The organism is Delftia sp. NA_296.1 (genome assembly GCF_052692095.1).
Genome location: NZ_JBQZGF010000003.1, coordinates 191,130 through 203,311, shown reverse-complemented (window position 1 = coordinate 203,311; position 12,182 = coordinate 191,130). Strand labels below are relative to the sequence as shown.

15 protein-coding genes are annotated in these 12,182 nt (G+C 69.4%); 3 read left to right on the top strand and 12 right to left on the bottom strand.

All coding sequences use genetic code 11. The features are described 5' to 3' along the window. Nucleotides 1–28: 28 nt before the first annotated feature. The 6 genes from cobO to ACUTR7_RS08750 all read right to left on the bottom strand — a co-directional run bounded on the left by cobO (nucleotide 29) and on the right by ACUTR7_RS08750 (nucleotide 4,477). Nucleotides 29–598 (bottom strand): cob(I)yrinic acid a,c-diamide adenosyltransferase, encoded by a 570-nt coding sequence (cobO, locus tag ACUTR7_RS08775; protein WP_013803210.1) that lies wholly within the window; start codon nucleotides 596–598, stop codon nucleotides 29–31. A 63-nt stretch (nucleotides 599–661) separates the two neighbouring features. After that, on the bottom strand, nucleotides 662–1,318 hold the full coding sequence (locus ACUTR7_RS08770) for an aspartate/glutamate racemase family protein (RefSeq protein WP_445608616.1): 657 nt from the start codon (nucleotides 1,316–1,318) through the stop codon (nucleotides 662–664). 33 nt (nucleotides 1,319–1,351) lie between these two features. Then, a complete protein-coding gene (locus ACUTR7_RS08765) occupies nucleotides 1,352–1,789 on the bottom strand; it encodes a TA system VapC family ribonuclease toxin (RefSeq protein ID WP_445608615.1) in 438 nt (145 codons plus the stop codon). Then, nucleotides 1,786–2,031, bottom strand: a complete 246-nt coding sequence (locus tag ACUTR7_RS08760; RefSeq protein ID WP_445608614.1) for a DUF6364 family protein — start codon at nucleotides 2,029–2,031, stop codon at nucleotides 1,786–1,788. The genes ACUTR7_RS08765 and ACUTR7_RS08760 overlap by 4 nt, the downstream gene beginning before the upstream one ends. A 113-nt stretch (nucleotides 2,032–2,144) precedes the next feature. After that, nucleotides 2,145–3,062: an amino acid ABC transporter substrate-binding protein gene (locus ACUTR7_RS08755; protein ID WP_445608613.1), complete on the bottom strand. Its 918-nt coding sequence runs from the start codon at nucleotides 3,060–3,062 to the stop codon at nucleotides 2,145–2,147. A gap of 71 nt (nucleotides 3,063–3,133) precedes the next feature. Further along, nucleotides 3,134–4,477: an aspartate aminotransferase family protein gene (locus ACUTR7_RS08750; RefSeq protein WP_445608612.1), complete on the bottom strand. Its 1,344-nt coding sequence runs from the start codon at nucleotides 4,475–4,477 to the stop codon at nucleotides 3,134–3,136. A 160-nt stretch (nucleotides 4,478–4,637) separates the two neighbouring features. Here ACUTR7_RS08750 and ACUTR7_RS08745 point away from each other — a divergent pair, with 160 nt between their 5' ends. Further along, nucleotides 4,638–5,516 (top strand): MurR/RpiR family transcriptional regulator, encoded by an 879-nt coding sequence (locus ACUTR7_RS08745; protein ID WP_013803214.1) that lies wholly within the window; start codon nucleotides 4,638–4,640, stop codon nucleotides 5,514–5,516. Here ACUTR7_RS08745 and ACUTR7_RS08740 read toward each other — a convergent pair. From ACUTR7_RS08740 to ACUTR7_RS08715, 6 genes are read right to left on the bottom strand one after another with little or no spacing between them, the layout of a single operon-like run. Next, nucleotides 5,513–6,310, bottom strand: coding sequence for an aminoglycoside phosphotransferase family protein (locus ACUTR7_RS08740; protein WP_445608611.1), 798 nt, complete (start codon nucleotides 6,308–6,310; stop codon nucleotides 5,513–5,515). The genes ACUTR7_RS08745 and ACUTR7_RS08740 overlap by 4 nt on opposite strands. Before the next feature lie 15 nt (nucleotides 6,311–6,325). After that, the gene (locus ACUTR7_RS08735) at nucleotides 6,326–7,129 is read right to left on the bottom strand and encodes an ABC transporter ATP-binding protein (protein ID WP_445608610.1); all 804 of its coding nucleotides are present in this window, start codon (nucleotides 7,127–7,129) and stop codon (nucleotides 6,326–6,328) included. Further along, entirely contained in the window at nucleotides 7,126–8,109 is a 984-nt protein-coding gene (locus tag ACUTR7_RS08730; protein ID WP_445608609.1) for a FecCD family ABC transporter permease, read from the bottom strand. Before ACUTR7_RS08730 ends, ACUTR7_RS08735 begins: the two co-directional genes overlap by 4 nt. Before the next feature lie 41 nt (nucleotides 8,110–8,150). After that, entirely contained in the window at nucleotides 8,151–9,029 is an 879-nt protein-coding gene (locus ACUTR7_RS08725; RefSeq protein WP_445608608.1) for an ABC transporter substrate-binding protein, read from the bottom strand. Further along, complete coding sequence (locus ACUTR7_RS08720) at nucleotides 9,026–9,619, bottom strand: bifunctional adenosylcobinamide kinase/adenosylcobinamide-phosphate guanylyltransferase (RefSeq protein ID WP_428143015.1); 594 nt, start codon at nucleotides 9,617–9,619, stop codon at nucleotides 9,026–9,028. Before ACUTR7_RS08720 ends, ACUTR7_RS08725 begins: the two co-directional genes overlap by 4 nt. Further along, entirely contained in the window at nucleotides 9,616–11,016 is a 1,401-nt protein-coding gene (locus tag ACUTR7_RS08715; protein WP_445608607.1) for a cobyrinate a,c-diamide synthase, read from the bottom strand. Before ACUTR7_RS08715 ends, ACUTR7_RS08720 begins: the two co-directional genes overlap by 4 nt. A 316-nt stretch (nucleotides 11,017–11,332) precedes the next feature. Between ACUTR7_RS08715 and ACUTR7_RS08710 the strand changes: the two genes are divergently transcribed. After that, nucleotides 11,333–11,542, top strand: a complete 210-nt coding sequence (locus ACUTR7_RS08710; RefSeq protein WP_012204637.1) for a hypothetical protein — start codon at nucleotides 11,333–11,335, stop codon at nucleotides 11,540–11,542. A 32-nt stretch (nucleotides 11,543–11,574) separates the two neighbouring features. After that, nucleotides 11,575–11,976, top strand: coding sequence for a cell division protein ZapA (locus ACUTR7_RS08705; protein ID WP_012204636.1), 402 nt, complete (start codon nucleotides 11,575–11,577; stop codon nucleotides 11,974–11,976). The last annotated feature ends 206 nt before the right edge of the window (nucleotides 11,977–12,182 follow it).

The window sequence follows — 12,182 nt, the reverse complement described above, 5'->3', positions numbered from 1 at the left end:
CCCGCAGGCTGCAGGCCTGCGGGCGGCATCAATCCTCAATGCCGCGTTGGGCGGGAATGCCGGCCTGGAAGGCGTGCTTGACCAGTTCCATGCGCGTGACGGTATCGGCCACGGCGATGATTTCCTCGGGGCAGCGCCGGCCCGTGAGCATGACGTGCACGTGGCGCGGTCGGTCGGCCAGGGCCTGCAGCACAGGCTCCAGCGGCAGCCAGCCATAGATCAGCGGATAGGTGATTTCGTCGAGCACGACCAGGAAGTGATCACCCGAGAGGATGGCGGTGCGCGCACGCTCCCAGCCCTCGCGCGCGATCTGGGCCGACCGCTCATGGTCCTGGCTCTTCCAGCTGAAGCCGTCGCCCAGTCCCTCGATGGGCATGCCCAGCTGCTCGAACATGCGGTGCTCGCCAAAGCGCGCCGTGGGCACCTTCATGAACTGGAAGATCTTGACGGACTTGCCCCGGCCATGCGCGCGCAGGGCCAGACCGAAGGCCGCCGTGCTCTTGCCCTTGCCGTCGCCGGTGTTCACCAGCACCAGGCCACGGCGTTCGCCTTCGGGCTTTTCATAGGGCTTTTCCGTCGGGGCCTGTTCGATCTGCATGGGTCTGTCATCCTCAAAAGTTGCACACGCTGCGGCGGGCATGCGCCGCAGCGGAGCGCCACTTTAACCGAGGCGGACGCCCAACCGGCGCTGCAGGGCACGCACGGCGCTGTCCACCGTGGTGAGCACGGGCAGGCCCGTGGCGGCCTCGCAGGCGGCGCGGGCACGCGCCATGCTGAACTGGGCCAGTGCAATGCGCGTGCAGCCACGCGCAGCCAGGACCTTGGCCTGCTCGACCACCAGGCGGTCATGCGTGGCGGTGTCGCCCCGGTTGAGCGCGTCCATGGCGCCATCGGCCAGGGCGGGCACGAGTTCGATGCCGGCCGGAAACTCCGGCGGCATGGACTGCAGCGTGGGCGCGAAGCTGGAGATCAAACCCAAGGCCCCCTGCTGGCCCTGCACGGCCTCCTCGATCATGGCCTCGTTGGGCTTGAGCACGGGCAGCGGCGCATGGCGCGCGGCCACGGCCTCGATGCAGGGGCCAAAGGCCGAGCAGGTGAACAAGATCCCCTGCGCGCCCGTGTCCACGGCGTACTGCGCCAGGCGCTGGAAACGCTCGTGCATGGCGGCGTCCAGCCCGCGCCCGTTGCGCGCAAGGTCGGCCGAGAGGCTGTCGTCCAGCAGGTTCATGCGAACCGCCTCGGGCCAGTCGCGCGCAAAGGCTTCGTTGATGGGAGCGACGGAATGGCTGAGGGCGTGGATGAGGGCGATGCGGGTCATGGATGGGGGAGTCTGGAAAGGAAAGTAAAGAAACTATTGGGGCGCCAGCCGGGTGAACTGGGAGCGCGGCAGCAGGCGCTTGAAATCGGCATCGAAGCTGACCACATGCTCGCCCTGGTGGATGGCGGCGGCGGCCAGCCAAGCGTCCGGCACGTCATTGGCGGCAAGCGCCTTGTCGGCGCACAGTTGCCTCAACGCCGGCCATTCGGCACCCAGCACGGCCTGCTCAACACCGGGCGATGCCAGCAATGCGTCGATGAAGCGCAAAGCCTCGGCCATGGGAGTCGGGTTGACGAAGATCTTCGGATGCGTGACCAGGCGCAGAAAGCTCGCCACCACCATGGGCTGCAATTTCAGCAGCACGCCCTGGCTGGCATCGGCCATGGCCTGCTTCAGCCAGTCGCGGGCCACCGAATGATGGGGGTGGTCGCTGCGCGATGCCGCCACCAGCAGGTTGACATCGGGCGTCATGGTTGTTCCTGCTGATCGGCGGCATCCAGCAGCGCGCGGTTGCTCAGTGCGTCCAGCCCCGGTGCCAGTCCGCCCTGGCCGTGGTAGACGGGAAGGCGCACGCGCCGGGCAGGCGCCTGGGCCTTGCGCAAACGCAATTGCAGGCCCTCTTCTATCAGGCGCGTCAGGCTGGTGTGCTGCTGTGCCGCATAGGTCTTCGCCTCGGTCAGCAATGCGTCGTTGAGGTCAAGCGTGGTCTTCATGGCGGCCCCCGGAGCAGGAATTTCGTACAGATTTCTCGCAGAGATTTTCTCGTACAGATTTCTGTATGTTAGAAAAATTCTGCCGGCAGGGCAACCAGGCCGGCCTGCGCCCTTCAGATGCCCTTGGACGAGGGATGGGCGAAGGCCTCGCGCGTCTCGGCGTTGAGCGGGTAGTTGATGTTGATGTTCCTGGGCGGGATGGGCGACATGAACCAGCGGTTGTAGAGCTTTTCCATCTCGCCGGACTGCATCATGCCCGTCACCACGCGGTCCACGATGGCCTTGAAGCCGGCATCGTCCTTGCGCAGCATCAGGGCCTGGTTTTCGGTGCGCAGGCTTTCGCCGGTGATCAGGTAGTCCTGCGGGTTCTTGGCATTGGCGATCTGGCCGGCGAGCAGGATGTCGTCCAGCACGAAGGCCTGGGCACGGCCGCTCTCCACCAGCATGAAGGAGTCCGAATGGTCCTTGCCCGAAAGGTTGGTGATGTCGAGGTTGCGGCCCCGGTCTGCCTCGCGCAGCAGGCGGAAGGACGTGGTGCCCGCCGTCGTCGCCACGGTCTTGCCCTGCAGGTCGGCGACGGAGCGCAGCCCCGAGTCCGCGCGCACCAGCATGCGCACGTTGTAGCGGAAGATATCCGGCGAGAAGGCCACCTGCTTTTGCCGCTCCACCAGGTTGGTGGTGGAGCCGCACTCCAGGTCCACCGTGCCGTTGGCCACCAGCGGGATGCGGTTGGCCGAGGTCACGGCCTGCAAGCGGACCTGCAGTGCGGGCAGCTTGAGCTGGGCCTTGACCTCGTCCACGATGCGCCGGCAGATGTCCATGCTGTAGCCCACGGGCTTGAGGTCGCCATCCAGGTAGGAAAAGCCGAAGGAGGACTCGCGGTAGCCCAGCGTGATGGCCCCGGCCTGCTGGATCTTGGCGAGCGTGCCGCTGTCCTGGGCATGGCTGACGGCCAGCGGCAGCAGCGCGGCGATCAGGGCGCTCGCCACGGCCAGGGCCGTGCGCTTCAGGGTCGGGCGGGATGGGGTCATGGGGACACTCCTGTGGCGGGGTTGGGGAAAGCATGGGAAAGCGTGGAAGTGCGCGCGAGCGCAGGAACGGATCAGAGAACCTGGGCGAGTGCGGTCTCGATGGACTCGGCCAGGCGCGTGGCTATGGTCTGCAGCTGTTCCCGCGTGGCGATGAAGGGCGGAGCCAGCAGCACGTGGTCGCCCGCACGGCCATCGGCCGTGCCGCCGCCGGGGTAGCACAGCAGGCCGCGCTGCATGGCTTCGGCCTTGATGCGGACGTTCAGCTTCAGGCCTGCATCGAAGGGCGTCTTGTCGGCGCGGTCGGCCACCATTTCCACGCCCCAGAAGAAGCCGCGCCCGCGAATGTCGCCAACGTGCTCGCCCACGCGGCGGTGGCTGCCCAGGGCCTGCGCCAGCATCTGCCCGAAGGCTTCGCCATCGGTACGCACCTTGTCCAGCAGGCCGTCGCGCCGTATCACGCGCTGCACGGCCAGCGCCGCCGCGCAGGCCACCGGGTGGCCCAGGTAGGTATGGCCGTGCTGGAAGAAGCCGCTGCCGCGCGACATGGCATCGACGATGCGCCCCTGCGCCAGCACCGCGCCCACGGGCTGGTAGCCACCGCCCAGGCCCTTGGCCACGGTGATCAGGTCGGGCACCACGCCTTCCTGCTCGCACGCATGCAGCGTGCCCGTGCGGCCCATGCCGCACATCACCTCGTCCAGGATGAGCAGCACGCCGTGGCGGTCGCACACCTCGCGCACGGCCTTGAAGTAGCCGGGCACGGGCGTGAGCACGCCGGCCGTGGCGCCGCCCACGGTCTCGGCCACGAAGGCGATCACGCTGCGCGGGCCGTGGACGCCGATGGCCGCATCCAGCTCGTCGGCCAGGCGCTGGCCGTATTGCTCAGGGATTTCATCGTCGCGCTGGTCGCGGTAGGCGTTGCAGGGCGAGACATGGGTGGCCGGCACCAGGAGGGGCGCGAACGGCGCGCGCCGCCAGGCATTGCCGCCTACGGCCAGCGCACCCAGCGTGTTGCCGTGGTAGCTCTGGCGGCGCGCGATGAAATGCGTGCGCTCGGGCTGGCCGATCTCCACGAAGTACTGCCGTGCCATCTTGAGCGCGGCCTCCACGGCCTCGGAGCCGCCGCTGACCAGGTAGGCGTGGCTGGTGCCTTCGGGCGCGCCGCGCACCAGTTCCTGGCCCAGTTCCTCGGCCACCGCAGTGGTGAAGAAGCTGGTGTGGGCATAGGCCAGCCGGTCGATCTGGTCATGCATGGCGGCGATCACATCGGGATGCCCGTGGCCCAGCGAGGACACGGCCGCGCCGCCCGAGGCATCGATATAGCTGCGCCCCTGCGCGTCGCGGATTTCCAGGCCGCTGGCGGCGACGGCGACGGGGGGCGTGTGGTGCAAGTGACGATGGAACACATGGCTCATGGCAGTTCTTTCAAGGAACAAATGTTTCATCGCATTATTTGACGGAACATTTGTTCCGTCAACAGAGACTTCAACAACAGCCGTTCCAAGCCGGCCCGTGCCTGGGCTACAGTCGGCGCAGCCAACACCGCCCTTTTCCCCTCCTTTCTCCTGAAAACCCATGTCCGTTCAAGACGACATCCGCCAGCGATTTGCCGAGCTGAGCCCTGCCCTGCAGCAGGTGGCCCGCTTCGTGCTGGAGCATCCCAACGATGTGGTCACGGCCTCCATGCGCAGCGTGGGCACGCGCGCCGGCAGCCCGCCCGCCACGCTGGTGCGCTTTGCGCAGTGGCTGGGTTTCGACGGCTGGCCGCAGCTCAAGCAGGCCTTCGCGCAGGACATGGGCCTGGGCAGCGACGAGGCCTACGGCCAGCGCGCCAAGGCCCTGGTGGGCCGCGCAGGCGACCACGACCTGGTGGGCGAGACCTTCGAGGTGCACCGCCGCAATCTGGAGGCCACCGAGCGGCGCCTGGGCGATGCGCTACAGCAGGCCTGCGCACTGCTGGAAAAGGCCCGCAGCGTGCATGTGGCGGGCTTTCGCGCCAGCTACCCCGTGGCCTTTTCCTTCGTCTATGTGTACCGGCTGCTGCGCGCCAGCGTGCACCTGCTGGACGGCCAGGGCGGCACGCTGGAGATGCAGTGCCGCGCCATGGAGCGCGGTGACGCATTGCTGGTAGTCGCCTTTGCGCCCTACTCGCGCGAGGCGCTGGCCGTGGCCCAGGCCGCCAGGGATGCGGGCTGCCGCATCGTTGCGCTGACCGACAGCCCCGCCTCGCCCCTGGCGCTGCTGGCCGACGCCACGCTGCTGTTTTCGCTGCACAGCCCGTCGTTCTTCCCCTCCATCACCTCGGCCGTGGCGCTGTCCGAGGCCCTGGTGGAACTGCTGGCCAGCCGCGCAGGCAAGGGCGTGGTGCAGCGCATCGACCAGGCCGAGGAGCAATTGTTTGCCAGCGGGGCGTATCTGGAGGCACCTCGGTCGAGGAAAACCGGTCGCGACTAGCCCAAGGCCGAAGCCGCCATTTGCGCCACAGCCATCGCAGCGCCAGGATCGTCGCCGTCTTCCATGCTCCAGACCGCAGACAGTCCCGACCAGGCCAGCGCCCATTGCAACAGGCGCCTTTGCTCTATGCCCGAGACTTCGGCAATGGTGGCCATGCGGCGCGCAAAGCGCCCCGGCGCCAGCGCGCTGGCGCGGTCGGGATTGCTCAGTATGTTGGCGTAGTCAAAGCCGCGCTCGCCGTGCAGGCCCTTGGGATCGATGGCCAGCCAGCCCAGGGGGCCGAAGTCCAGCACATTGCCGTGGTGAAGGTCACCATGCAGCAAGGTCACGTCGCGCGGTGCGGCCAGCAGCTCGCGCGCCGTGGTGGCGCACAGGCCGAGCAGGCTGGCGGTTCCATGGCCTTGTGCAAGCAATGCATGGAACCACTGCGTCAGCGGCACCAGGGGTGGCAACGCCTTGGCGCGCGGCAGGTGCAGGCGCTTGGCAGCGGTGCACAGGATGCGCGTGGCCTGCTCATCGCGCGCGCCACGGGCCATCTCCACCAGCGATTCGGGTCCTGTGGCGCGCAGCATCAGCAAGGCCGGCCCTTCCTGGGCCAGCACGGGCGCGGCACCATCGCCATTCCACCAGGCCATCAGCTGGGCTCCAGCCACTTCCTCGGGCTCCAGGGCGATCTTGAGCATGGCGGGCGTGCCGCCCTGGCGCACGGGCAGCAACACACCGCGCGGCGTGGACAGGGGCTGGCCATCGATGGTCAGAGCCCAGCGGCTCAGATACGGCTCGTAGTGAGACATTTTTTGGAAAGGCAATCAAGGCGCCGCGGCTTGCCCCCGCAGCCGTGGCAGGGCCAGCCACTGCCCGTCGATGGCGCGGATGCGCAGCCGGTGCTCGAACACGGCCTCCAGCGCCGCATGCGTGGCCGCGTCGGCGCAGGCGCCCTGGTGCAGCACCTGCCCCTTGTCGAGAATGACCAGTTCCTGGGCCTGCAAGGCCATCGATATCTCATGCAGCACGCTGACCACGGTGCGGCCCTGGGCGACCAGGGCCTGCACGCATTCGAGCCAGTCGGCCTGGTGCGGCGGGTCGAGGTTGGCCAGGGGTTCGTCCATCAGCAGCACGCGGGCCTGCACGGCCAGGGCGCGCGCCAGCAGCACGCGCTGGCGCTCGCCGCCAGAGAGACTGCCCACGCTGCGCATGCGCCAATCCCAGCCCTGGGTCTGGCGCAGGGCCTGCTCCACGGCGGCATGATCTGCCTGGCTGGGCGCAGCCAACCAGCCCTGGTGCGGCAGGCGGCCCAGCATGACCACGTCCCGGACCCGCATGTCGCCGGCCACGGGCTGGTTCTGGCCCAGCCAGGCGAGCGAGCAGGCCCGTTCGCGCGCACTCCATTGCCGCAGCGGGCGGCCCAGGAGCTCCACCTCCCCTTGCACGCCAGCGCCGGACTCCATGCCTGCCAGGGCGCGCAGCAGCGTGGATTTCCCGGCGCCATTGGGGCCGACGATGGCGGTCCAGCGGCTGGCGGGCAGGGCCAGGCTCAGGCCGCTCAGGACTTGTCGATCGCCCAGGCGAACCTTCAGGGCGCGCGCTTGCAGGGCGGGGGCCAGTGCCGTCATGCGCCCTCCCCGCCGCGCAGGGCGTGGCGGCGGTGCATGAGCCACAGCAGGTAGCTGCCGCCCAGCAGGGCCGTGAGCGCGCCCACGGGCAGCTCTTGAGGGGCGATGAGCCAGCGCGCCAGCAGGTCGGCGGCCAGCAGCAGCACAGCGCCCATGCCCGCGCTGAGCACCAGCAGCCAGCGGTGCATGGACCGCACCATGGAGCGCACCAGATGCGGCGCGGCCAGGCCGACGAAGGCGATCAGCCCGGTCTGCGCCACGGCCGTGCCCGTGGCCAGGGCCAGCAGCAAGATAAGCACCATGCGCAGCGGCGCCAGCGGCAGGCCCAGGCTGTGGGCCGTGGCCTCGCCCAGGGACAGGCCGTCGAGCACGCGGCCCAGGCACCAGGCGCCCAGGGCGGTGGCCAGCAGCACGGCCAGCATCAGCGCGCAGGCGCCCCAGCCGATGAAGGAGGTGCTGCCCAGCATGAAGGCCTGCATGGCCTGCATGATGTCCGGGTTCATCAGCAGCACCAGCGATGCGGCCGCGCCCAACACCACCCCCACCACCACGCCGGCCAGCAGCAGCCGCATGGTGTTGTGCACGCCCTGGGCCAGCACCAGGGTCAGCAGCACGGCCAGGGCCGCGCCCGCAAAGGCCGCGCCCGTGACACCCAGGCGCGCCAGGCCCGCCAGTGCGAAGGGCGAGGCGCCCAGCGCCGCCATGCTCAATGCAACGCCCAGCGAGGCGCCCGAGGCACTGCCCAGCAGATAGGGATCAGCCAGCGGATTGCGGAACACGCCCTGGGCGACGGCCCCGGCCAGCCCCAGCAGGCCGCCGGCCAGCCACGCGCCCGCCGTGCGCGGCAGCCGGATCTCGGTGACGATCTGCCAGGACAGCGGATCGCTGCGCGCCGCCCACACGCTCTCCCAGCCCGTGCTGCCCACGCCCGCCCCCAGCAGCATGAGCAGGGCACTCACGACCAGCAGGGCCAGTGCCATCCAGGGCGCAGCCAGGCCGCTGTGGTGCCTGCGGGCCTGCCTCACCGTGCGGCCCCGTTCAGGCAACGCGCCATCAGCGCAGCGCCCTCGGCCATGCGCGGGCCGGCGCGCACCAGCACGTCCAGCTCGGCCGGCACAAAGCGGCAGACGCGCCCGGCCTGCATGGCACGCATGCGGCCCCAGCCCGGATAGGGCTCGCCCGATGTGCCCAGGCTGCGGTCGCCGCCCAGGATGAAGTCCGGATCGGCGCGCACCACGAATTCAGGGTTGATGCGCGGGAACGGCCCCAGCTGCGCACCCACGATGTTGCGCATGCCCAGGCGCGCCAGGGTCTCGCCGATGAACGAAGACTCGCCTGCGGCAAAGGGGCCGCGGTTGACCTCGAAATACACGGTCTGCCCGCGCAGCGCGGGGGCCATGCTGCGCTCCACCTCCTGCATGCGCGCCTCGATGGCGGACCAGACACGGTCGGCGCCCTGCGCGGGCGGCAGGTCCAGCAACTGGCCCACGGTGCGCAGCACGGCCTGCGCATCGGCATGGGTGCGCGGCTCCAGCGCCACGACCTTGAGGCCCAATGCCTGCAGCCGCGCCACCGAGCGCGAGGCCATGGACACCAGCACCAGATCGGGCTTGAGCGCGACGATGGCCTCGATGTTGGGATCGATTCCGCCGCCCACCACGGGCAGAGTCTTCACATGGGCCGGCCAGTTCGAATAGCGGTCCACGCCGACCAGGCGCTGGCAGCCGCCCAGCTCGCACACGGTCTCGGTCAGCGAGGGCAGCAGGCTGACGATGCGCTGCGGCGGCTGTGGCAGCTCCACCGGAACGCCCCGCCCGTCCGTGACCCGGATGGCAGACTGCGCCGCAGACAGCGCCAGTGCCAACGCCAGGCCCCACAGGGCGAGACGCCATGGCCTCACGGCTGCGGGCCCTTGAGCGCCAACGGCAGGCCGGCGCACATCAGCGTGACGGTTTCGCAGCTTTGCGCCGCACGCTGGTTGAGCACACCCAGCGCATCCACAAAGGCCCTCACCTGCGATCCCAGCGGGATCACGCCCAGGCCGATCTCGTTGCCGACCAGGATCACCGGGCCGGGCGCAGCTTGCAAGGCGGCCAGAAAGGCCGTGCATTGGCCCTCCCATCCGCGCGCCAGTTCCTCGGAAGGCTGGGCCGGCATCATCCAGTTGGTCAGCCACAGCGTCAGGCAGTCCACCACCAGCAGGCGCTGCGGCGTGCTGTGCCGCGCAAGCATGGCGGCCAGGTCCAGCGGCTCCTCAAGCGTGGCCATGCCGGGCACGCGCTCGGCGCGGTCGCGCCGGTGGCGGGCGATGCGCTCGCGCATTTCTTCGTCCCAGGGCTGGCCGGTGGCGATCAGCGCGGCCTCGCGGTCCAGGGCGCCATCGAGCCAGGCGCGGGCCAGCAATTCCGCACGGCGCGACTTGCCGCTTTTCTGGCCGCCCAGAATGAGTTGGCTGCGCGCAAGCGAATAGGTGGAGATCTGGTCGGTCATGACGCCTGGCCTGCGGGAATGTCAGCGCCCAGCAGCGCCGCCACGGCGCGCGGCTGCGAGGCAAACCAGGCATGGAAATAGCTGGCGTGCACGCTGCCCTGGCGGTACAGCGCCTCGCCCCGGTCGGGCTGGGGAGCCTGGCCGGGGCGGCTGCTGCGCCCGGCCTCGGCCATGGACGTGTCCAGCCGGCTGTAGTGGAAGGTGTGGCCGCGCAACAGGCCCCAGGGCGTGGGCAGTTGCTGCATGCCCAGGCCGGCCAGGCGCGGCTGCATGCGCGCATGGCCGGGCAACAGGCCCCAGAGGTCCGTGGTCCGGCCCGCAGTGTCGGTCAGTCGTTCGCACAGCGCGAGCATACCGCCGCACTCAGCCCAGACCGGGCGGCCGGCAGCCACGTGGGCGGCAATGTCACCGCGCAGCGCGGCATGGGCGGCCAGCGCGTCCAGGTGCAGTTCCGGATAGCCGCCGGGCAGCCACAGCGCATCGCACTGCGGCAGGCGCTCTGCGGCCAGGGGCGAGAAGAAGGCAATCCGCGCACCCATGGAACGCAGGCAGTCGAGGTTGGCCTGGTAGATGAAGCTGAAGGCCGCATCACGCGCCACCGCCACGGTGCGGCCCGCCAGCCAGGGCTGCACGGCTTCGGCAGGTTCCGGGCACGGTTCAAAGTCCACGGACCAGTCCTGCCAGCTGGCGCCCTGCCCGGCTTCGGCCTGCCAGGGCAACTGGCCCAGCGGCGTGGCCAGCAGCGCATCGGCGGCCACGTCCAGGCGCTGCAGGGCATCGTCCAGCTCATGCGCGGCAACCAGGCCCAGGTGCCGCTCGGGCAGCAGCGAGGTGGCGCCTGCACCCTGCACCCGCGCCAGCGCGCCCAGCCACAGCGAAGGCTCGCGCAGGCCGGCAAGCAGCAGGTCGGCATGGTGGGCGCTGCCCACGCGGTTGGCCAGCAGGCCGGCCCAGCGCAGGCCGGGCCGGTAGTGCTGCAGGCCATGGGCCAGTGCGCCAAAGGTGCCGGCCATGCCCGAGGCGTCGATCACGGCCAGCACCGGCAGGCCCAGCCGCTCGGCCACATCGGCCGCGCAGGGCGTGCCGTCGAACAGGCCCATGACGCCTTCCACCAGGATGAGGTCGGCCTCGCAGGCGGCAGCGTGCAGGCGCTCACGCATGTCGGCCTCGCCCGTCATCCACAGATCGACGCTGTGCACGGGCGCGCCGCTGGCCAGCTCGTGCCAGTGCGGGTCCAGGAAGTCAGGGCCGCACTTGAACACGCGCACGCGGCGCCCCTGGCGCGCATGCAGCCGCGCCAGTGCAGCCGTCAGCGTGGTCTTGCCCTGGCCCGAGGCCGTGGAAGTGATCAGCAGCGCCGGGCAGCGTGCCCCGCCCCGGCCAAGGTCAATATTCATGTGTATTTGTTTGCTCCGTGCGACGCTGCCTGGAACCGGCCGCTCCGCCAACGCGGCGCATTGTAGTGCGCACCCCCGCCGTATCCGCACCCGACCCGCACCGCGCCCGCAACCAATGCTTACGCATTACACCCCGCCGAAGCAGACGCGTCCTACACATGGCGCTACGATTTTGTGAGACAGTCTGCCGCCTGCGCTCGAATACCTGAGCACGGCGCTGACGTCAAGCCTTCTAAGCCCCCTTGCTATCAGGTTTCCTCGGATACTTCCACGGAATGCGCTCACTTCGTTCGCACGTCCTACAATCTCAGCGTCTATGACCTCCCAGACTTCCCTCGACCACATTGCAGAGCGCGTGGAGCGCCTGCTGGTTCGCCACGAGGAACTGCAACGCACGAATGCGCTACTCGCCGAACAGGTGGCGGCCCTGACCCAGGAGCGTGATTCACTGCGCTCGCGGCTCAACGCCGCCCGGGCCCGCGTCGATGCCCTGATCGAGCGCCTGCCCTCCAACCAAGGGGCTTGACCCCCTTCGCAACCGCCGACGCCCGAACGCCCATGAAGCAGATCGAAGTGCAAATCCTGCAGCAAAGCTATGTGCTGACCTGCCCCGATGGCCAGGAAGAGCGTCTGCTCGAGGCCGTGCGCCGTGTGGACACGGCCATGACCCGGATCCGCGACAGCGGCAAGGTCCGCTCGCGCGAGCGCGTGGCCGTGCTGTCCGCGCTGAACATGGCCTTCGACGTGCTGGACCGCGAAGCGCAGGAAAGCGCCATGGCCACGGCCCAGGCCGAAATGCAGTCCCTGCATGACGAGGTCACTTCGCAGCATGCCGCCCAGTCCCTGCCGCCCGAGCCCAGCCCCGAGGAACTGGCCGAGCGCCAGCGCCAGCAGGCCCTTGCCGAGCAGCTGGTTCTGCGCCTGGACCAGGCCCTGGAAAGCGATGCTCGGCTGCTCTGAGCCGCTGCACTCCCCGTCTATCCAACGGCCTCTTCGGAGGCCGTTTTTCATGGCATCGGCCATGTCAATGGAAAGCCCATGCCGTTCAAAGAACTTGATTGCGGGCCTGCTCAATCGCCGTAGAATGGAGGCGTCTGCAAACCCGCCGGGCTTTATAGTTCCTTGGACCAATGCTCTATGAGCCCGGGCTTGGTACATTGCCATTC